Annotated in this window: 19 protein-coding genes and 1 pseudogene; 6 read left to right on the forward strand and 14 right to left on the reverse strand. The window is 72.0% G+C overall.

Annotated features, from left to right (window positions below):
• Positions 1 to 142: 142 nt before the first annotated feature.
• The 4 genes from QMZ92_RS22220 to QMZ92_RS22235 are packed head-to-tail and all read right to left on the reverse strand — an operon-like array spanning position 143 to position 4,266.
• Positions 143 to 733, reverse strand: coding sequence for a GTP-binding protein (locus tag QMZ92_RS22220; RefSeq protein ID WP_283299153.1), 591 nt, complete (start codon positions 731 to 733; stop codon positions 143 to 145).
• On the reverse strand, positions 720 to 1,085 hold the full coding sequence (locus tag QMZ92_RS22225; RefSeq protein ID WP_283299154.1) for a DUF742 domain-containing protein: 366 nt from the start codon (positions 1,083 to 1,085) through the stop codon (positions 720 to 722). The genes QMZ92_RS22220 and QMZ92_RS22225 overlap by 14 nt, the downstream gene beginning before the upstream one ends.
• Positions 1,085 to 1,489: a roadblock/LC7 domain-containing protein gene (locus QMZ92_RS22230; RefSeq protein ID WP_138052118.1), complete on the reverse strand. Its 405-nt coding sequence runs from the start codon at positions 1,487 to 1,489 to the stop codon at positions 1,085 to 1,087. Before QMZ92_RS22230 ends, QMZ92_RS22225 begins: the two co-directional genes overlap by 1 nt.
• Positions 1,486 to 4,266: a sensor histidine kinase gene (locus QMZ92_RS22235; protein ID WP_283299155.1), complete on the reverse strand. Its 2,781-nt coding sequence runs from the start codon at positions 4,264 to 4,266 to the stop codon at positions 1,486 to 1,488. Before QMZ92_RS22235 ends, QMZ92_RS22230 begins: the two co-directional genes overlap by 4 nt.
• A 217-nt stretch (positions 4,267 to 4,483) precedes the next feature.
• Here QMZ92_RS22235 and QMZ92_RS22240 point away from each other — a divergent pair, with 217 nt between their 5' ends.
• Together QMZ92_RS22240 and QMZ92_RS22245 are read left to right on the forward strand one after the other, a co-directional pair.
• Positions 4,484 to 4,633, forward strand: coding sequence for a hypothetical protein (locus tag QMZ92_RS22240; protein WP_283299156.1), 150 nt, complete (start codon positions 4,484 to 4,486; stop codon positions 4,631 to 4,633).
• Between the two features lie 11 nt (positions 4,634 to 4,644).
• Complete coding sequence (locus tag QMZ92_RS22245; RefSeq protein WP_283299157.1) at positions 4,645 to 5,424, forward strand: N-formylglutamate amidohydrolase; 780 nt, start codon at positions 4,645 to 4,647, stop codon at positions 5,422 to 5,424.
• A gap of 29 nt (positions 5,425 to 5,453) precedes the next feature.
• Here the strand turns inward: QMZ92_RS22245 and QMZ92_RS22250 are convergent, their stop codons facing one another.
• Together QMZ92_RS22250 and QMZ92_RS22255 are read right to left on the reverse strand one after the other, a co-directional pair.
• Complete coding sequence (locus QMZ92_RS22250) at positions 5,454 to 6,248, reverse strand: hypothetical protein (RefSeq protein ID WP_283299158.1); 795 nt, start codon at positions 6,246 to 6,248, stop codon at positions 5,454 to 5,456.
• A gap of 375 nt (positions 6,249 to 6,623) precedes the next feature.
• Positions 6,624 to 6,920 (reverse strand): annotated as a pseudogene (locus QMZ92_RS22255) (carboxymuconolactone decarboxylase family protein); the annotation flags it as partial.
• A gap of 324 nt (positions 6,921 to 7,244) precedes the next feature.
• Here QMZ92_RS22255 and QMZ92_RS22260 point away from each other — a divergent pair.
• Complete coding sequence (locus QMZ92_RS22260) at positions 7,245 to 7,481, forward strand: chaplin (protein ID WP_283299159.1); 237 nt, start codon at positions 7,245 to 7,247, stop codon at positions 7,479 to 7,481.
• Positions 7,482 to 7,682: 201 nt separating this feature from the next.
• Here QMZ92_RS22260 and QMZ92_RS22265 read toward each other — a convergent pair whose 3' ends face one another.
• The 4 genes from QMZ92_RS22265 to QMZ92_RS22280 form a co-directional block, all read right to left on the reverse strand.
• Entirely contained in the window at positions 7,683 to 8,111 is a 429-nt protein-coding gene (locus QMZ92_RS22265) for a hypothetical protein (RefSeq protein WP_283299160.1), read from the reverse strand.
• A 349-nt stretch (positions 8,112 to 8,460) separates the two neighbouring features.
• On the reverse strand, positions 8,461 to 9,654 hold the full coding sequence (locus QMZ92_RS22270; RefSeq protein WP_283299161.1) for a globin domain-containing protein: 1,194 nt from the start codon (positions 9,652 to 9,654) through the stop codon (positions 8,461 to 8,463).
• 99 nt (positions 9,655 to 9,753) lie between these two features.
• Complete coding sequence (nsrR, locus tag QMZ92_RS22275; RefSeq protein ID WP_283299162.1) at positions 9,754 to 10,194, reverse strand: nitric oxide-sensing transcriptional repressor NsrR; 441 nt, start codon at positions 10,192 to 10,194, stop codon at positions 9,754 to 9,756.
• A gap of 217 nt (positions 10,195 to 10,411) precedes the next feature.
• Entirely contained in the window at positions 10,412 to 11,578 is a 1,167-nt protein-coding gene (locus QMZ92_RS22280) for an AI-2E family transporter (RefSeq protein ID WP_283299163.1), read from the reverse strand.
• 465 nt (positions 11,579 to 12,043) lie between these two features.
• On the opposite strand from QMZ92_RS22280, the gene QMZ92_RS22285 reads away from it, so the two are divergent.
• Positions 12,044 to 12,817, forward strand: coding sequence for an aminoglycoside adenylyltransferase domain-containing protein (locus QMZ92_RS22285; RefSeq protein WP_283299164.1), 774 nt, complete (start codon positions 12,044 to 12,046; stop codon positions 12,815 to 12,817).
• 144 nt (positions 12,818 to 12,961) lie between these two features.
• Here QMZ92_RS22285 and QMZ92_RS22290 read toward each other — a convergent pair whose 3' ends face one another.
• Both QMZ92_RS22290 and QMZ92_RS22295 read right to left on the reverse strand, forming a co-directional pair.
• The gene (locus QMZ92_RS22290) at positions 12,962 to 14,629 is read right to left on the reverse strand and encodes an amidohydrolase (RefSeq protein WP_283299165.1); all 1,668 of its coding nucleotides are present in this window, start codon (positions 14,627 to 14,629) and stop codon (positions 12,962 to 12,964) included.
• Positions 14,626 to 16,212, reverse strand: a complete 1,587-nt coding sequence (locus tag QMZ92_RS22295; RefSeq protein WP_283299166.1) for an APC family permease — start codon at positions 16,210 to 16,212, stop codon at positions 14,626 to 14,628. Before QMZ92_RS22295 ends, QMZ92_RS22290 begins: the two co-directional genes overlap by 4 nt.
• A 135-nt stretch (positions 16,213 to 16,347) precedes the next feature.
• Here QMZ92_RS22295 and QMZ92_RS22300 point away from each other — a divergent pair, with 135 nt between their 5' ends.
• Positions 16,348 to 17,073 (forward strand): TetR/AcrR family transcriptional regulator C-terminal domain-containing protein, encoded by a 726-nt coding sequence (locus QMZ92_RS22300; protein ID WP_283299167.1) that lies wholly within the window; start codon positions 16,348 to 16,350, stop codon positions 17,071 to 17,073.
• Positions 17,074 to 17,178: 105 nt separating this feature from the next.
• On the opposite strand, the gene QMZ92_RS22305 is transcribed toward QMZ92_RS22300, so the two are convergent.
• Complete coding sequence (locus tag QMZ92_RS22305; RefSeq protein WP_283299168.1) at positions 17,179 to 17,808, reverse strand: histidine phosphatase family protein; 630 nt, start codon at positions 17,806 to 17,808, stop codon at positions 17,179 to 17,181.
• 46 nt (positions 17,809 to 17,854) lie between these two features.
• Entirely contained in the window at positions 17,855 to 19,081 is a 1,227-nt protein-coding gene (locus QMZ92_RS22310; RefSeq protein WP_283299171.1) for an acyltransferase family protein, read from the reverse strand.
• 748 nt (positions 19,082 to 19,829) lie between these two features.
• Between QMZ92_RS22310 and QMZ92_RS22315 the strand changes: the two genes are divergently transcribed.
• On the forward strand, positions 19,830 to 20,103 hold a 274-nt coding region (locus QMZ92_RS22315; protein ID WP_283299173.1), incomplete at its 3' end, for an acyl carrier protein.

Genomic DNA, 20,103 nt, shown 5'->3' on the forward strand with positions numbered 1-20,103 from the left:
ACCGCGCGGTCCACGCGGAGTCCGGGCGGCGGGAAGTGCGAGCCGACGGCTCGCTTGCGGACTCGGCACATCGACCGGTCGAATCCGCGGCGCGGGGAGGGTGACGGCTGGGCGGGACGCCGCCCGGGGGACGACCGGACCGTCACACCCGCGTCGCCGTCCCCGCGTTGGCGATCAGCACGTCGAGGAGCGCGAGCAGCGCCGAGCGCACGTCCGTACGGGTGCGGGCGTCGAGCATCAGGACGGGCGTGTCCGGGTCGCGGAGGTGCAGGGCCGACCCGATCTCCTCGGGAGTGTAGAGCTGTTCGCCGTGGAAGCAGTTCGCGCCGACCACGAACGGGAGCCCGCGGCTCTCGAAGAAGTCGACCGCGGGGAAGCTGCGGTCGAGGCGCCGGGTGTCGACCAGCACGACCGCTCCGAGGGCGCCGTTGAGCAGGTCGTCCCACATGAACCAGAAGCGCTCCTGGCCCGGTGTCCCGAACAGGTAGAGGACGACTCCGGCGTCGGTGAGGGTGATGCGGCCGAAGTCCATCGCCACGGTGGTGACCGTCTTGGACTCGATCCCGTCCAGGTCGTCGACGCCGACGCCGGCGGCCGTCAGCCGCTCCTCCGTGCGCAGCGGCTCGATCTCGGAGATCGTCTCGACCAGAGTCGTCTTGCCGACGCCGAATCCTCCGGCCACGAGGATCTTGACGGGCGCGACTTCCTGGGCAGAGGTGTCATATGCGGGCAAGGTTGTCCCTGATTCTCCTGAGCAGGTGGACATTGCTGGTCTCGGCCTCCTCGAGGGGCGACCGGTGCCGTACCAGCCCGCGGTCCTCCAGTTCGCCGAGGAGGAGGATCACGGGCGTCAGACGCATGTGCATACGGGCGGCGATCTCCGCGACCGCCCGGCCGTTCGGAGGCATGCACAGGGACAGGACGGCCTGCCATTCGCTGGGCAGGCCGTCGTAGGTGTCCGGGGAGACCGCCGCCGTGACCGTGGTGTCCATGGTCAGCGAGTCCTCCGGAGCGGTCGTGCGCCCGTCGGTCAGGGCGTACAACCGCGTCCGGCGGCCGCCTCCTCGGCGCGGCGCGTCGGTCATTACGACGTCGGCGCCTGGGTGCGCTCGGGTGTGCTCAACCACTCCCCGAGCGCCTGCGCGGTGCGTACGGCCTCGCCGCCCAGTTCGCCGAGCCGGGCCTTGCGGGACGTCACGACGATGAGGGTGCTGCCCTCACCGCATCCGACGATGCAGAGGTACCGGTCGTCCATCTCGACCAGCTGGCGGATGACCCGCCCGCCGTCGACCTCCCGGGAGATGGCCTTCATCGTGGACGCGATCCCGGAGGACGCCGCGGCCACACGCTCGCCCTGGGGGCGGTCCAGCAAGTAGGAGCTGAGCATGATCCCGTCGTTGGACAGCAGCACGGCGCCCTTGATGCCGGCGATCCTGCTCAGGTTGTTGTCCAGGACGCTGAAGATCATGTCGTTGGATGTCGTCGTCATCGCCGATCCTGTCGGAGCTCTTCTTCCACCATCTGGGTTCCCTGCTCGTAGTCGGCCCAGGCGTCGGCCACCTCCTCGGGGGTGTCCTGATCCCGCACGGCCGCCGCCTCCGTCGGGCGGCACGGCCCCAGGAGCTGTTCGGCCATGTGCGTCTGCGGGACCCGCTCGGGCAGCGCCGGACGTCTGTCGCGGGCCGGCTCGGCGGGGCGGGCGGGGCGTGCCGACGCCTCCGGCGACTGCTTGTGCGAAGGCCGTTCGTGCGAGGCTCGGTCACGGGACGACCGGTCGAGCGGCGCCTGGTCACGCGGGGACTCGTGGGACGGAGGCCGCTCACGGGAGGGCTGGTCGCGGGACGCCTCCTCGTGCGGGCGCGGGTTCGACCACTGCTGCGCCCTGCGAACCGGCAGCCCGGCACCCGTGTGCGGTTCCGTCTCCGCCTTGCCGTCGCGCGGGCCGCGCGGCGCGGGGACGGCGATTCCAAGTAGTGCGGCGTCCGCCCGCTCCGGTTCCACGGGGGCCGTTTCCATGTGCTCCGGCACCAGGGGCTCGTGCTCCACATGCTCCTGCACCAGGGTGGCCGGCCCGACATGCTCCCGCACCACGGGTGCCGGCACCATGTTCGCGGTCTCCGGACCCGCCTGCGCCTCCCGGGCAGGCTCGACACGGCCGGTCTCGCCGTCGGCCCGGGCCGAACGCGCCGGCTGCTCCCCCTCCTCACGAGTGGCCTCGCCCCGGGAAGCCTCGACCGTGTGGGCCTCGCCCCGGGAGGGTTCGGTCCGCGCGGACTCGCCGTGCCTCGACGCCACTGGCGGCGCACCTCCCGTCTCGCCCTTCGTCGGTACGAGCAGCGCCTTGGGAAGGATCACCACGGCCGACGTCCCGCCGTACACCGACCTGCGCAGAACGACCGTGGCCCGGAGCCCGTCGGCGAGGTGGCCGACCACGAAGAGGCCCAGCCGGTGGGCGTTCTCCGCCAGCACGGCGTACGGCGGCGCCGAGTGCAGGCGCCCGTTCATCTCCTCGTAGGTCGCGGGTGCCACCCTCGGTCCACGATCCTCGATCTCCACCGAGAGCCCGTCGGCGACGAGTTCGGCCCGGATGACGACCTTCGACCTCGGTGGGGAGAACCGCGTCGCGTTGTCCAGCAGCTCGGCCAGGAGATGGCTGACCTGGCTGATCACGGCTGCTTCGACGCTGATCTCGTCCAGGGCCTGCCGCTCGATGCGGCGGAAGTCCTCGACCTCGGCCGCCGCTTCGCGCAGAAGGTCGGCGATGCGCATGGGTCCGGTGTGGGGGTCGGGGATCTCGCCGCCTGCCAGGATGAGCAGGTTCTCTATCTGCCGGCGCATTCCGACCGTCAGCTGGTCGGCCCGCATCAGCTCGGCGAGGAGCGCCTCGTCGTGCCCGAAGGCGTCCTGAAGTTCCTCCGTGAGGCTCAGCTGGCGGCTGACCAGGTTTCCGGTGCGGGAGGCAATGCCCGCGGCGAACTTCCCGAAGCCCAGGCGCTCGGCGGCGAGTTGCCGGTGACCGCTCACGGAGACGGCGACCACCCGCGCGAACGAGTCACTGATGCGACCCACTTCGTCCTGCTCTCCGCGGACCGTGGGCAGCGCTTCGGAGTCGACGGGCCGGCCGCTCTGCAGCCGGTCCACGACGTCCGGCAGCGTGCTCTCGGCGACGGTCACCGTCCGGTCGTGCAGACGGTTCAGCCTGCGCAGCACCGACCGCGTGGTGAGGGCGACGACGGTCGCGACGGCCAGCAGTGCGGCCGCGCTGCCCGCGATCAGCCAGGCGACCTCGGCCTCGAGCTCCGTCGCCCGGGCGTCGGCGCGCGCCAGCAGGGCCCGGGACCGGTCGGCGTTCAGCGTGCTGAGCTGCGGCCCCCACTGTTCCTGCGCGGCCTTCCACCCCTTGATGTCACGGGGCAGCTTCACTCCGTCGTCGGTGATCGACTGCTCGGCCAGGACGGCGCTCTCGATGCGGATCTTGGTCTGCCACGCTCCCGAGCGGACCATCTTCGCGTAGAGGTCGTTCTGCGCGTCCGGCAGGTACGGCACGATCCACGCGTCGTACAGGTGCCGCTGGGCACCGACGGCGTTGACGAAGTCGGCGAACTTGGAGGTGGTCAGCGTCCTCGACGGCCCTGCCTGCGCGAGGATCATGTCCTCCTGGGCCACCATCTCGGACGCCGCGAACATGGCCGTGACGACGCGGCTGTCCTCGCTGAGCCCGCCGTCCTCCGAGTGAGTCAGCTGGTCCTGGTAGAAGCGGATCATCTGGCCGATCACGCCGCTGTAGTAGACGAGTGTGCTGTCGGCGCTTCCGATGCCGCTGTCCGTGCGCTCGCGGTAGGACTTCAGGTCGTCCAGTTCCTGCGAGACCTCCAGCAGGCGGCGGTCCGCCACCTCGGACACCGCGCTGCCGGGCGCCCACGACCGGCGGAATCCCGTCGCGGCCTGGTCGGTGGCCGCGCGCCGCTCCCCCATGACGTCCTCGGGCACCGTGGTGCCGGCCCAGCGCGCGGCGGTCAGCGTCCGCTCGGCCTGCATCGCGACCATGAGCCGGTACAGGGGTACGCCCAGCCGTTCACCGGACTCCACGTCGGCGCGCAGGTGTCCCGACTGCTCCAGCAACCGGTTCGCGGCCAGCGCCGATTGGACGCCCAGGGCCACGATGGGGACGACCGCGAGCCAGGTGAGGAGCGTACGCAGACGCAGGGTGCGCCGTCGGCGCCCCGCTGACGGGCCTCGTGATCCGATGGGTTGTATCGGTGACATCAGTCCTCGGAAACGGGGGCAGCGTGACGGACCGTCGACGGGCCGGAGTGCTGCCCCGGGACTGGGGAAACACCTTTCCGGCCCAGGTCGGGACCAGGATGAGGAGCCCGATCATAACCAGCCACACCCAGAAAAAAGAGAGGTTGCGTCAGAAATCAGTTCGATGTTAAAGGGCGGTCCGCGAGGAGCCAAGGAACGGGTCGGGAGACGTGGGTCCGTGCCGGAGGGCACGCCGGGGCGCCGCTCGTACACCGCCGGCGCCCATGGCCTCCCGCTCGGCCGGGCCCGGTACGCGACCGACCCCACACTCGTCGCGCACAGCGCCGAAGTCGGCGCGGTCGAGCCCTCCGCCGACCGCCGACCGTAAGGTCATTCTCCATGTCCTCCTTCCGCCTCGTCCCGGGAGCCGGCGACTCACCCGTCGTGCTGCACGTCCCGCACTCCTCGCGCGAGATCCCGGAGTGGGTGCGTCGTGGCATCGAGTTGGACGACGCCGCGCTGGCACTCGAACTCGACCACATCACCGACTCCCACACGTCCGCCCTCGCCGCCGCGGGGGCGGACGCCGCCGCGGTCAGGCCGTGGCAGTTCGTCAACGGGCTCTCCCGGCTGGTGATCGACCCCGAGCGGTTCCCCGACGAGCGCGAGGAGATGCTCGCCGTCGGCATGGGCGCGGTCTACACCAGGACCACGCACCGCGAGCGCCTCCGACCGGCGGACACGGACCCACGGCCGCTCGTCGAGCGCTACTTCCACCCGTACGCGGCGGGCATGACCGCTGCCGTGGCCGACCGTCTCGGAACCGTCGGACGTGCGGTGGTCATCGACGTCCACTCGTACCCCACCGAGCCGCTGCCCTACGAACTGCACGGCGACGGACCCCGGCCGCCGATCTGCCTGGGCACGGACCCCTTCCACACCCCACCCGACCTCCTCGCCGCCGCGGAGCGGGCGTTCGCGGGCTTCGGCGGCACCGGGTTCGACAGCCCCTTCGCGGGTGCGTACGTGCCCCTCGGCTTCCACGGCAAGGACCCCCGCGTCAGCGCCCTGATGATCGAGATCCGACGCGACGTCTACATGACCGAACCCGGAGGCCCGGCCGGTCCGGGTCTGGAGCGCCTGGGCGCGGCGCTGGCGGAGCTGATCGATTCGATCTGAGGGACGTCTCCGGGGCCGTCGGGGGCTCCTCACGTGCCGCGGACGTCCGGCTCCAGTGACACGGCGACGAGCCGGTCACTGAAGGGCTCCCGAGCTTCGGAAGGCACTCCGTCCTCTGCGTGGATGCCCGCCCGAGCCGTGCGGTAGGCACGAATGGCCGGGTCGGACAAGGTCACGGTGACGACAGGGCAGTCCGCGGCGTCGTTCGTCGTCTCAGGGCTGCACTTGACCACATCGAGCATGCTGCGCCCCGGGCAGATCGCCCCCGCCGGAAGGGCCACGTCGAGGAGCAGGTCCTTGCCGGGGGCCACCCGGAAGCGTCCCGACGGCGGCGCGGCGACTGGCCTGCCCTCGAAGCCGCCGTGGACGACGGTCGCCGTGAGCCCGCGGGCGCTGGCACGGCGGCCCTCCCCGTGCGGACCGAAGAGGTCGACCGTGACGCTACCCTTCGTCAACGGCGCTTCCAGGAGGAGCGGTTCGTCGTCGACATGGATCGCGAGGTGAATCGTGAAGGTGGGGCGGCCGGGTCCCTTCGGGCCCGGGTCCCGAACGTCCCAGGCCGTGAGGACCAACGTGGGGTCGTCGCCACGCTCACCCTCTCCTCGCGGCCGGGGCCGGGGGCCGTCGTCCACCGCGCACTTCGTCAACTGGGCTGTGCCCCCGCCGGGCAGAGGCGCGTCGTGCAAGGTCGCGACTGGCGCGAGGCGCTGGACCAGAGGACGCAGCGACGTGTCCGAGGGGAGCATGAGCAACGCGGCGAGGAGCAGCAGCGTGGTCACGGGAGCGGCGAGAAACAGCCAGGAGCGGAGGGATATTCGGGTCACGGTTGTCCCAGCGGAGGGGAGGCCGAAATCGTCACTCGTGCGAGCGACCCCGTGCTTCGCGGTGGCCGGAGCAGGCCGCCGGGGAGGTGTTCGCGCCGCCCGACCGGGCTGATCAGCGGGTGAACGGCGGACCGTGGCGGTGACCGCCAACTGGGGTTCGAGGCCGGACCACACGGCGTCGACCAACGACGCCACGACGGGTACCCCGAGGTCTCCCGTTCCGTCTCCGGCTACCTCTCGTCCCGCGCTGAAGGGGTTCACCGCTGTACGGGAGCGGAAATCCGGGCACCGACGGGCGGGTGCCCGGGACGGTCCCGGAACAGGTGCCGGAGCAGGTGGATGAAGTCGCCCGGCATACCGGCCGGGCGCTTCCGGCTATGTGAACCGGCCCGGCTGGTAGTCGCCGCCGGGCTGCCGGACCATGACGTTCCCGCGGTTGAAGGCGTTGACGAGGGCGGCGAACGGCTCCTCGTCGAAGTGCTTGGCGGCCTCGGCCCATGCCTCGTCCGTGACACCGCCGGCCGCGTCGGCGATGCGGTGCCCTGTTCCGTCAGTTCCCGGGCGGCACGCTCGGCGTCGGTGAACACCGTCGCCTCCCGCCAGACCGCGACGAGGTTCAGGGGGTCGAGATGGGTAGGCGTCGTTGACGTGCATGTCGGTGCAGAACCCGCAGCGCGGGCGTCGCTGACGCGTCACCGGGCAGCCGGGCGACGACCCGGGCGGATGACCGAGCAGAGGGCTCTCCCACACACTCACCCAACAACTCCCGTGCCTGGGGCGGGACTTCGTCGTGGAGCACGGCCGCCGCGCCCCGTCCCTCCCGTGAGTCCCTCCAGAGGCGGCACGGGTGAAGAACCACCTCGGCACGGGGAGAATTCAGATCAACACCAGTCGCGCTGACACGCCCGGGATCCGGTGAATTGCCCGTCATATGCCGTCGGAATGCGGTGGGATCGGAGCCGTTGTTCCACCCCTCCCCAACGAGAGAGATCGAGCATGAGCAAGCGAACCGCGTCCGTCCTGACCGCCCTCACCCTGGCCGGTGCCGTCGCCGGCGTCGGCAGCGCCGTCGCGGACTCCGGCGCCCAGGGCGCGGCAGTGGGCAGCCCGGGCGTCCTGTCCGGCAACGCCCTGCAGGCCCCGGTGCACGTACCGGCAGACGTCTGCGGCAACACGCTCGGGGTCGTCAGCCTGCTCAACCCGGCCAGCGGCAACGGCTGCGCCGCCGGCTGACGCCCACCCAGCCCGCCCCGGCCCGCGCCACGCGACGCGCGGGGCCGGGGCGTTTCGACGTCCCCGGCGGCGTGACAGTGCGACATGCACTGTCGCCGCCCAGTGTCCCTCCGGCGTCGCGGAGGTCGACCGCCCCGGTGTACGAGACCTAAGGCCGGACGTCCGCTCGCACCGTCGGACTCGGAACACGCCTGGGTGGGTTCAGACCGGCATCAGCGCGACGCCCAGCGCCGGCAGGGTCATCGCCTTGACCGCCTCGCAGGCGACGTAGACGAGGTGGGCACGGGAGCGTGGGACGTCCTCCCCCGCCAGCACCCGGTCCGAGCGGCGGTTCAGCACGGGCCGGACAGCGGCGAGCTGTACGGCGAGCAGCGTCACGGCCGCGATCGTCAGGGCCACGACGGGTGCGGCGGGGCCTCCGGCGGCGACCGCCACGACCAGCACGGCGGCGAGGACCGCTTCGGCGCGGTTGAGCGCGCGGAAGACCAGCCGGCCGATACCGAGACCGATCCGCAGGGTCACTCCGGGCGCCCGGAACTTCAGCGGTGCCTCCAGGAACGAGATGGCCAGCACCATTCCGAACCAGACGAAGGCGGCCGCGGCGGCCACGGCCGCCCAGGTGGGGTTCATACGCGGCGTACCTCTTCCTTCCACTCTCGCGCCCGGCTCCTCCTGCTCTCACGCCCGACGCGGACGATGCGACTCCTCGGACGCCGAGGCATCCCGGCGACCGGCGACGGCTGCGGGGGCTTGCCGACACCCCACGACGCCTCGTGACGCACGGCGCCTTCGGCGCCCGGCGGCCGTTCCCGATGGGGCACGGTCCTCACGATGCCCTCGAGCCGGCCGGAGTACGCTTCTCCTCGCACTGTACGGCGAGGACTTCGCGGTACGGCGAGGACCGTCCGCGGCAGGGCAAGGCGAGTACCGTGCCGCCGGTGTACCGCGGCTCCGGAACACCGGCTCCACCGCTCGGCTTCTACCGGCCGAGCCAGAGGTCCGGACCGAAGACCTCGTAGTGGATCCTCTCGGCGGGCACTCCCCGACGCAGCAACTCGCCGCGCACCGCACGCATGAAGGGCAGCGGACCGCACAGATACGCGGTCAGGTCCTCCGGGAGTTCCAGGCCGCCCAGATCGGCCCGGCCGACCGCGGCCTCCGGGGTTCCGTCGCCGGGGGACTCGTACCACAGGTGGAGCCGGCCGTCCGGCAGGGCTCGCGCCAGGGCGACTTGCTCCTCGCGGTGCGCGTGGTCGGCGGGTGTGCGGTCGGCGTGGACCGTGACGACCGCGCGGCCCGCCCCGGTGGACACCAGATGGTCGAGCACGGCCAGTACGGGGGTGTTCCCGATCCCGGCGGACGCCAGCAGCAGCGGCCCGTCGTCCTCCGGCAGCACGAGGTCGCCGAACGGCACCGACACGGTCAGGACGTCGCCCGGCCGCGCGTGCTCATGGAGCCAGGACGACACCTCCCCGTCCGGTCCGGCCCCGTCACGGACCCGCTTGACGCTGATCCTCCAGTCACGCCGGCCCGGGGCGGCGGAGAGGCTGTACTGGCGGATCTGGCGGGCACCGTCGGCGAGTTCGACCTGGACGCTCACGTACTGGCCGGGCCGGAAGGGCCCCGCGGGGCGGCCGTCGCGGGGACGGATGAGGAAGGAGACGACGTCGGGCGTCTCCTGGTGGCGCTCGGTGATCTCCATGCACTGCCAGACCTCGCCCTCGGCGACGCCCGCCTCCTGGTAGAGCCGCGTCTCCAGGGCGATCAGGGCGTTGGCCATCAGCCAGTACACCTCGTCCCAGGCGGCGGCGACCTCGTCCGTGAGCGCCTCTCCGAGCACGTCGGTCATCGCAGCGAAGAGGTGCCGGTGGACGATTTTGTACTGGTCGGAGGTGATCCCGAGCGAGGCGTGCTTGTTCGCGATCCGCGCCAGCATCGCGTCGGGTCGGGCGTCCGGCTTCTCCAGCAGCATTCCGGCGAAGGCGGCGATCGAACCCGCCAGCGCCTTCCGCTGCTCCCCGTTGGCCTGGTTGCCGCGGTTGAACACGTCCCGCAGCAACTCGGGACGGGCGTCGAACAGCCTGCGGTAGAAGTGCTCGGCGATGTCTCCGATGGCGGCTCCGACCACCGGCAGAGTGGCGCGGACGACGGGCGTGGCCTGTTCCGAGAGCACAGATGACTCCTAAATAGGTAAACGATCTTCGTGTTTTAGAAGGCGGTGCGCCTCAGCCCGCGAGGTCGCGACGGGACGGCGCCGGCCCGATGGAAGCGGCTACCGCGACGGAGGTCCGGCAAGGGCGACGAGCACGGGCCCGGTCGGCGAGGTGACGAGATCCGCCACGGTCAGTGGGTCCAGCGTGGCGTAGAACGCCTCCTGGGCGTCACGCAGCGCCCGCCGCAGCCGGCAGGCCCCGCGCAGCGGACAGGGCGGGTCGTCGCAGCTGACGACCTCCCCCTCCCCTTCGAGCTCGCGCACCAACCAGCCCACCGAGGCCCGCCGGCCGAAGTCGGTCACGACGAGCCCGCCCCCGCGACCCCGGCGGGCCTCGACCACTCCCAGGTGCTGGAGGCGCGTGATCGCCTTCGCGGCATGGGTGTGCCGCACGTCCATCGCCTCGGCCACCTCTCGGGTGGTGAGCACCTCGTCGTCGGCGCAGACCGCGAGGCGCATGACGGACCGGAGAGCCAGGTCGGTGAACTTGGTGAGTCGCACACCAAGGACGCTATCAAATACGCATTCAGGATTCTCATTAAAGAGGTCACTCGGCCTCTGTGGTTTGTGTCACGGACAGCGGACCACGAACCTCGGCAGGGGTCTCGGACAGGGCGGCGGAGACGGCTGCGGGGAGGACTTCCCGAAGGACTCGGGGCGGGGGTCCGAGCGGGCGCCTGTGGCGGCGGCCCGCTCGGACGCGGGCCGACCGGAGGTGCTACGACACGACGGCGGCGGCGCCGGTCCGCGGCTCGCCGGGTCCCGGTTCCGTCTCCGGCCCGGGTGCGGCCTTGGGTACCGGTTCCCGCTCCGCGGCCGGGTCCGGCTCGCTCAACTGCTCGCGGAGATAGTTCCAGACCACCGCGATCAGCGCGGCCACCGGTACGGCGAGCAGACTGCCCACGATGCCCGCCAGGCTGCCGCCCAGTGTCACCGCCAGCAGGATCACCGCGGCATGAAGGCCCAGGCCCCGTCCCTGGATCATCGGCTGGAACACGTTGCCCTCGAGCTGCTGCACCACGACGATGATCGCCAGCACGATCAGCGCGTCCGTCGGTCCGTTCGACACCAGCGCGATGAGCACCGCGACCATGCCGGCGAACAGGGCACCCACGATCGGCACGAACGCGGACACGAAGGTCAGCACGGCGAGCGGGAGGACCAGTGGTACTCCCAGGATCCACAGACCGATACCGATGAAGACGGCATCGATCAGGCCGACGAACGCCTGGGACCGCACGAACGCGCCCAGCGTGTTCCAGCCGCGCGCGGCCACGACCGGGACGTGAGTGGCCAGTGAGCCGGGCAGTTGACGAGTGAGCCACGGCAGGAACCGGGGGCCGTCCTTGAGGAAGAAGAACATCAGGAAGAGCGCGAGGACCGCCGTGACGACACCGTTGACCACGGTGCCCACACCGGTGACGACGGCGGTGGCCATACTGCCCGCGCTGTCCTGTATGCGTTCCACCGCGGCGTCGAAGGCACCGGTGATCTGGTCGTCGCCGATGTTCAGCGGCGGTCCGGCGGCCCACTCACGCACCTTCTGCATGCCCTGGACGACGCCTTCCGACAGTTCGCCGGACTGAGCTGCCACCGGCACCGCGATCAGGGCCACGACGCCTGCGGCGACCAGGAGGAACAGCACGGTCACGGCCGACGCGGCGAGGGCGGGAGGCCACCCGTACCTGCGCAGGAGCCGAGCCGAGGGCCAGGTGAGCGTGGTGAGGAGGAGGCCCACGACGAGAGGCCAGACGATCGACCACATCCGGCCCAGCAGCCACAGGGCCACCGCCGACATCACGGAGACGAGCAGCAGCTCGACCGACACCCGGGCCGATGTTCCGAGCGCGGCACGGGCCCTCGTGGGACTCAACCTGTCAGACATGGAATCACCCTATGGGTACCGCGGCCGTGGATATCNGGCCGATGTTCCGAGCGCGGCACGGGCCCTCGTGGGACTCAACCTGTCAGACATGGAATCACCCTATGGGTACCGCGGCCGTGGATATCCAGCCACAGGCCGCCCGGCCGCCGTTTCTCGGAGTGTCGTTCCTCCGGCCGTCGCCCCTCCTGCTGCGGTGAGCGGTGTCCCGGGCGAGGCGAACGGCCGGACGGGCGGTTTCCGGACAGGATCGCGGACCGCGGAGCGCGGAGCGCGGACTTCAACCCCGGCCCGGGCTTCGGCCTCGGAAAGCCCTTTGACCGCCGGGCTCTCGATGGATACCGTCCGCAGCGTGACGTCACACTGCTTCTCCGCGAACCGCGTCCGCCGCGCCTGAGCGCGGCGACGGCCTTCTCACTCTCGCCGCGCCCGTCAGTCCATTCCTTCCAACGGGCACGGAGATCCCCCATGTTCACGCGTTTCCCGGAACTCAACGCGCTCCTGACCGGCTTCACCCACGCGGTACGCGACCTCCTCGGCGACACGTTCGTCGGCGCCTACGTCCAGGGCTCCTTCGCGCTGGGTGCCGGCGATGCGCACAGCGACTGCGACTTCATCGTCGCCACCACCGAACTTCCCCGGGGGGACGCGGAGACGGAGCTCCGCCGTCTCCACGACGGGATCCCGGCCCGTCCGGGGTTCTGGACACAACACATCGAGGGCTCGTACGCGGACACCGCGTCCCTGCGGGACGCCGGTGGGCTCGGCGTGCCGTGGCTGTTCTGCGACCACGGGCACCGTGAGCTGATCTGGGACACCCACTGCAACAACCTTCACACCCGCTGGATCCTCAGAAACCACGGCATCACGCTCGCCGGTCCGCCCATCGCGGATCTGGTGGACGAGGTGCCGCCGGACGCACTGCGCGCCGCCATGCGCGCGGATCTGCCCGAGGTGCTGCGGGGCATCAGGACCTGGGCGTCCTTCGATCTGGCGTGGACCCAGCGCTACACGGTGACGACCTACTGCCGCGTGCTGTACTCGCTGCAGACGGGGAGGGTGGCGTCGAAGCGCGGTGCCCTCGAGTGGGCGTGCCGGAACCTGGAAGCGAGGTGGCGTCCGCTGCTCACACAGGTGATGGACGACCGCGACCGGGGCTGGGACCCCGACGACCCGCCCCGGCCGGGCAGCCTCGATGCCACGTACGCATTCGCCGCGTACGCGGAGTCGTTCGCAGGCTGACCGTGTCGGCCGGAGCGGTCCGGTCCCCTTCCCCCGGGCTCGGCCGGGGCGCCGGGTCCGGCCGGGCGCGGTCCGGGCATCGCGGCCGGGCGGGATCCACGGCCGGCCGTGCCCGCTCCTCCCGTCGCCCGCCCGGCCGCCGTCTCAGTCCGCGGTGTGCACCCGGACGCCGCCCACGTACGTCGTCACACAGCGGACGGCGTGCAGTTCGGCCGGGTCGACGGCGAACGGGTCCCGGTCCAGGACCGCGATGTCGGCGAGCCGCCCGGGAGCGAGGACGCCGGCCTCGTCCTGGTGGTTCACCCAGGCGGAGCCGGCCGTGTAGGCGGCGAGGGCGTCGGTGAGGGCGAGGCGCTGGTGCGGCAGGAACGGGGGGCGCGGCTCGGGCTCCCCCAGTTCCTCGGGCCAGACCCGGCGGTTCACGGCGACGTGGACGCCGTGCATCGGGTCGGGGCTGGAGACGAACCAGTCGCTGCCGGCCGCGATCGTCACCCCCGCCGCGTGGAGCGCGCCGAAGGGGTACTGGAGGGCGCCGCGCTCAGCACCGAGGAAGGGCAGCGTGAGCTCGTCCATGGCGGGTTCGTGGGCGGCCCACAGCGGCTGGATGGTGGCGGTGGCACGCAGCGTGCGGAAGCGCGCGATGTCGTCGGGGTGGACCACCTGGAGATGGGCCAGGTGATGCCGGTTGCCGGTGTGGCCGTTGGCAACGACGGCGGCCTCCAGGGAGTCCAGGGCCTCGCGGACGGCGCGGTCGCCGAGGGCGTGGAAGTGGATCTGGAAGCCTTCGGCGTCGAGGCGGACCGCCGCCTCGACCAGCAGTGCCGGGTCGACCATGGACAGTCCGCGGTTGTCGCCGGGGCAGCCGCAGGAGTCCAGGTAGGGCTCCAGCATGGCCGCGGAGAAGTTCTCCACCACCCCGTCCTGCATGATCTTCACGCTGCCCGCGGTGAACCGCCTCCCGTCGCCCGCGGCGGCCTTCGCCCGCCTGGAGACGAGCGACTCGATCTGCTCCGGTCCGGCCTCCCGGTCCCACCAGAGCGCACCGCGGACGCGTGCGGTGAGCGATCCGTCGGCGTCAGCGGCCAGATAGGTGCCGAGCGGGTCGGGACAGCCGCCGTACGCGCCGACCAGGGCGTCCTGCCAGCCCGTGATGCCGAGGGAGTGGAGGTGTGCCTGGGCGGCGAGGAGTCCGGCGCGGGCCCTGGCTGCGGTGACGGGCGGGGTGAGGTCGCCGACCAGGCCCATGGCGCCCTCGTGCAGCACACCGGTCGGCTCGCCGCCCGGGTCGCGCTCGATCCGGCCGTCGGCCGGGTCGGGGGTGTCGCGGTCGATGCCGGCGAGGGCGAGAGCGCGGGCGTTGGCCCACGCCGAGTGCCCGTCCCTGACCGCGAGGTAGGCGGGCCGGTCCGGGACGACGTCGTCCAGCAGTCCGCGCGGCGGCAGCCCGCCCGGGAAGGCGTCGAACGACCAGCCGCTGCCGACGATCCACTCCTCCTCGGGATGCGCGTCCGCGTACTCGCGGACGATCCTGCGGTAGGCGTCCGCGTCCCGCGCGTCCGACAGGTCGCAGCCGAGCATCCCGATGCCGGCGATCACGGGGTGCACGTGCGCGTCGGTGAACCCGGGGAGCACGAACCGCCCTTCCAGGTCGACGACTTCGGTGCGGGCTCCGGTGAGCTCCCGGATCTCGCGGTCGCCACCGACCGCCGTGATCCGGTCGCCGCTGACCGCGAGCGCCGAGTGGCGGACGCGGGCCGGCCCGGCGGTCCAGACGGTGCCGTTGAGGAGGACGAGATCGGGTGCGGTGGTCATGCGGAGACTCCGGGGGGCGGGGTGCTGGACGTGGACGGAGGAGCGGACGGGGACGGGTGCGCGGGCAGGGGTGCGGACGGGGACGGGTGCGCGGGCAGGGGTGCGGGCGGGGACGGGGGTGCGGGCCGGGACGCCGACGCGGGTGCGAGCGGGGGTGCGGGCCGGGTGAAGTAGGCCGCCCTGCGGCGGTAGCGGGTCCAGAGCGCGGCGGGGACGCCGAGGAGGACGGTGCCCAGCGGGAGGGCCGTCAGGAAGCGCCCGTTCTCCGGGTCGAGGGCCATGTGGTCGACGGACGTCCACTGCTGGTGGGCGACCAGTCCGCCGAGGAGGAGCAGCGTCGTCCCGCCGAGCGCGGGCAGCACGCCCACGGCGAGGATGTCGCGGAGGCGCCCGCCGCGCAGTTCGTGCCGGAAGGTGACCGCGCACGCCCAGCCGCCGATGCCGTACATCAACGAGACCAGGATGCCGACCGAGTTGACGACCGCGAGGACGACCTCGGAGAGTTCGCCGACGCCCAGTCCGGCCAGGGAGAGAGCGACGGCGATCCCGGCGGTGCGCAGGGTGGAGGTGACCGGGGTGTTGCGGGTCGGGTGCAGCCGGGCCCAGCCGGGGCCGAGGACCCCGTCGCGGCCCATCGCCAGGGTGAGCCGGGATCCGGCGATCACCGAGGACTGCATGCAGGCGACGGTGGCGGCGAGCATCGCGGTCGTGGCGGCGATCGCGCCGCCGGTTCCGTAGAAGGTGCGGGAGAGTTCGGTGATCCCGGCGAGGGGGTCGGCGAGCTGCCCCGGGGTGAGGGCGTGCAGGAAGCCGGTCGCGCCGATCAGGAACAGCACCAGTGTGACCACGATCGCGATCAGGCCGGCCCGGCCCGAGGACCGCGCCTCGGCGTTCTCCTCGACGACGCTGAACGCGCTCTCCCAGCCCCAGAACATGTACGCGGCGAGGACCGTCGCCCCGAGCAGGGTGAGTGGGTCGGGGAAGGCGAGCGGCGAGAACCAGGACGGCTGAACGGGCGCGGCGTCCCCGCGGGCGAAGGCGGTGACGACGACGGTCAGGACGACCACCGCGGACAAGCCGAGCAGTACCGACTGCACGGCGGTCGCGCCCTTCACACCGCGCACCGCGCCGACCACGATCAGACCGGTCCACAGCAGCCCGGTGAGGGTGACCGCGAGGGTCGACTCCGCACTGAACAGCCTTGCCTCATGCGCGAGTTGGAGAGTGAACTGCCCGGTCAGCTGACCTGCGTAGGAAAGGAACATGATGTTGGTCGCGACCGCGGTCCAGCCGGTGAGATAGCCGGTCCAGGGGCCGAGGGCGCGGCGGACCCAGACGTACGCGGTCCCGCAGTTGGGGTCGCGGGCGGCGAGTCGGGCGTAGCCGCCGGAGACCGCCAGGATCGGGAGCGCGGCCAGCAGGAACGCGGCGGGCAGCGAGGTGCCGGCGACGGCGGCGAGGAAGCCCAGCCCGATGCCGATGGAGACGGTGGGGCTGATGTTGGCGAGGGCGATGACCACGCCGTGGCGGGTGCGGAGGGACTTGCGGAACTCGTCATGACGGGGGATCTGGCCGTCGTCCATGCGCGGTCCTCCTCGGTCCGGGGTGAGGGAAGGAAAGCGCCCACCGAGCGAATAAGTCAACACTGTGGGAAAAATATGTTCCGGGTGACGGCGCGGGCTTGCCCCGGGGCGCCGTCGGCTGGTCTGATCGAGCGCATGGCATCGGACGGCACGGCGGTACGGGGCAGGGGACGGCCGCCCAAGGTGGTCCTGGACGCGCGGATCATCGTCGACGCGGCCCTGGCACTCTGCGACGAACAGGGCGCGGAGGCGCTGACCGTGCGCAAGCTGGCGGCACGGCTCGGCGTCGACCCGTCGTCGCTGTACCGGCACGTCGCGGACAAGGACGAACTGCATCTGCTGCTCGCGGACCGACTCTTCGAGGAGATCCTCCACACCTTCGCGCCGACCCCCGGTGACTGGCGGAGGACGCTGCGCGACCTCGCGGTCGCCACCCGGGAGACGGCCCTGCGGCATCCGGCGGCCGCCGTCGTCGCGACGTACCGCACGACACGGCGGCCCGCCGAGATGCGGATCGTCGAACACATCCTGACCGCCTTCGCCGAGGCTGGCTGCGACCCCGGGCAGTCCGCGCTCCTGCACCGCGTGTACGGCGACTTCACCCTGGCCTGGTCCGGGATGGACGCGGCCTTCGCCACCCTCGACCCGGCGGCGCAGGCGGGTGACGAGGCCGCCTGGACCCGTGAGTACGTGACCGCCGACCCGTCCCGCTACCCGTCGATCGCGCGCAGCTCGGCGCACATGGCGACGATGACGGGCGAGCGGGTGTTCCGGGCGGCACTGGAGGTGCTGCTGGACGGGCTGGGCGTGCGGATCGGGCGTGGCGGTTCACAGCCGGAAGGTGCACCACCGGCAGGCTGACGGGTCGGGGGTCGGCCCTCGCAGGACGGCGGGACCGGGGCACGGAGGCGCAGGAGGCCGGTACGGAAATCGAACGCTCGCCCGAGTGTCGCGGCCCGCCCCGGACTACCGGCGAGCGGCGTACGCGGTCGTGCCGACGAAGGCGATGCCGTCGGCGGACGCCCGCTGTCGTGGGACCTCCGGGTCGCCGAGCCCGGCGTGCCAGAGGCCGTCGCGCCTCGTCAGAGTGACCGCCGACCGATGCGGCAGGTCCAGATGCAGGAAGGCGCGGGCGGGTGCCGACAGGGCGTGGACCAGCGCCGCTCGGACGACGGACGCCTCGGTGATCGCCAGCACGCGCCCCGCGTCGTCCGGCAGGGCCTCCAGCCAGGACGCGGTCCGGCGGCACAGCCTGCCGACGGACTCGCCGCCGTGCGGTGCGGCATCGGGGTCCGTGAGCCAGGCGGAGAGGCCGTGCGGGTCCTCCGCCCGGATGTCCGCGTGTGTGCGCCCGCTCCAGGTACCGCGGTCGATGTCCCGCAGGGCGTCCTCGGGCGCCGCCGCCACACCGAGGGCCTCGGCGGTCTGCGCGCAGCGGGCCGACGGTGCCCTGAGGGCCAGGGAGTACGGCGGAAGGGCCGCCTTCGCGTTCGCGGCCGCACGCCGGGCACGCCCGTCCAGGGAGCCGTCCCCGAACGTCGGGCCACGGGTTCCCTCGACGGAGGACGCGCACAGGAACGTCAGGCGCAGACTCATGACTCCGGCCTCCTTCTCCGATCGGCACGGCACACGGCCGGCCCGGTCAGCCGATCCATCGGGCGGGCTTGGTGGCGTTGTACAGCAGGTACTCCAGCGGGCCTCGCCGGAAGAAGCGGGTCCACAGGAAGGCCGTCGCCATGGCCACGACCGCGAACCCGAGGAGCACCGACAGAGCCGCCCAGTCCTCACCGTCGACCGTACCCAGCAGACGGATGGCGAAAATATGGCCGACGTAGGCCGTCAGGGAGATCGAGCCGACCGCGGCGAGCGGTGCGAGCAGCCGGACGCGGGGGCCCGCGAACTGCACGGCGATGAAACATCCCGCCAGGACGGCCAGCGCGACGCCGGTGTTGCCGACGACGGACCAGGTGGTCTGGCTGTGCGGGGAGGCCACCAGCAGCCAGGCCGGGTGCCCGGGGGCGAACTCCTCGCCGACGGCGTCGGACCACCACGCCGAAGCGGCGGGGCCTCCGTCCGTGGCCGCGCTCACAGCCGCCTGGGCCCCCGGGATCGCGTGGAGGGCCAGCCACGACCCTCCGTAACCGATCACGGCAAGTGCCCCGCCGGTGCAGGCGAGGTTCGTGAGCACGTCGCGGCGCGAGAGGTCGAGCCTGGCCACCGCCATTCCGGCCACGATGAAGGGGAACCACGTCAGGGCCGGGTACTCGCCGGTGACGAAGAGTTCCAGGAAGCCGTCCGAGCCGGTGATCCGTGCGAGGGGGTCCAGACCGACGACTGCGTCGGACCAGTCCCCGCCGTCGACCGCGGCTCTCAGCAGGTACAGCACCTGCGGCAAAACGAGGGCGGTCGAGGCCGCGACGAGCGCGAGCGCCCCCGCGCTCAGCCGGTACAGCGGCAGGGCGAGGACGAGGAGCAGACCGTAGAAGGACAGGATGACGTCGACGTCGGTGTCCAGCAGGACCAGTGCGTACCCCAGAGCCATCAGGAGGGCGGCACGGATCAGGACGCGGCCGATCGCCTGGCGGCCGCCGCGTCCCGTGCGCGGCCGGGGGCGGCCCGTCAGGAGGACCAGGGTGAAGCCGGCCAGCAACGCGAACAGGGCGGACGACCGGCCGCGGGCCACCTCCATGACCCACCCCAGGGGTCCGCCCACCGACGGATCGGGACCGACGTGCGCGGCGAACATGCCGAGGATCGCCAGTCCGCGCGCGAGGTCGAGGCCGATCATCCGGCCCGTCGACGGCGCGCGGAAGGGCGAGTCGTCCGCGGTCGTCGCGGACGGCACGGCCGGAGCGGATACGTGTCCCATTGGTCACCACAATTCGAGGAACATGCCGGTTCAACCATCCGGCAGTCGGCCGGAACTCCCCCGCCGACCGGCGGGTCCCCGGTACGGCCGCGGGAAATCCGGGAGCCGGGCGGCTCGGAATGCCACCAGTGAACGGGGCGGGGAGTCCCGCGTCATGCCACCGCAATTCGGGACTCGCCAGAGCCGTGCGCGGCCGGTAAGGACCGTCCCGCAATCCCGGGGGACCAGCGCGCGGCGTCGGATCCGGTGCATCGCAAGCCGGAGAGTCGTCCCCATGCCGGGTGTAGTCGGGCGATGCGACAACGCGGCGGGAGGCACCTCAGCTGTCGTCGTGCGCCCGCAGGCGACTGCGGGACAGCCCTGGGGCAGCACGTCGCGCAAGCCGGCGGTTCCGCCCGGCAGACGGGGCCACATATCCCGTCACCCGTGTCAAGCCACGAACTCCAGTAGCAGGACAGAAATCGTTCGATCGTGCCTACTGGAATAAGAAGGCGATTGAAACGCAAAACGTGGCGTCTGCCACCACCGCCTCCGACAGGAATCCGACATGCGAGCCCCGAAGAAGGCAGAGCGAGGGTCGCACGACCGCAGGTGAACGACTCATGAATTCATGGATACACGACCGCCCGGCGACCGATGACCTTGGGACGTCCAGTCCGCAGGCATCCGCTCCCGGGCACGGCAGGGACCGCCGCACGGCGACGGCGCTCCTGGCCGACGGCAGCCGCCGTATCCGGGAGGAACTGTCGTGACCTGCAACAGCTTCGAACGGCCCGCCACCACCGCCGGGATCGGCTCGACACCCCGGGCGGAGGCACCGGCCGACAACGGAGGCGGCGCGGACAGGCCCGTCGAGGCGCTGCTCGCCGAGGTGCTGGCCGGCGTCCTGCGCACCGAGCAGGTCCCCGCCGACGGCAACTTCTTCACCGACCTCGGCGCAGACTCCCTCGTCATGGCCCAGTTCTGCGCCCGCGTCCGCAAACGGGACGACCTCCCCACCGTGTCGATGAAGGACGTCTACC

The sequence above is a fragment of the Streptomyces sp. HNM0645 genome, assembly GCF_030056615.1.
In the GTDB taxonomy this organism is placed as follows: domain Bacteria; phylum Actinomycetota; class Actinomycetes; order Streptomycetales; family Streptomycetaceae; genus Streptomyces; species Streptomyces marianii.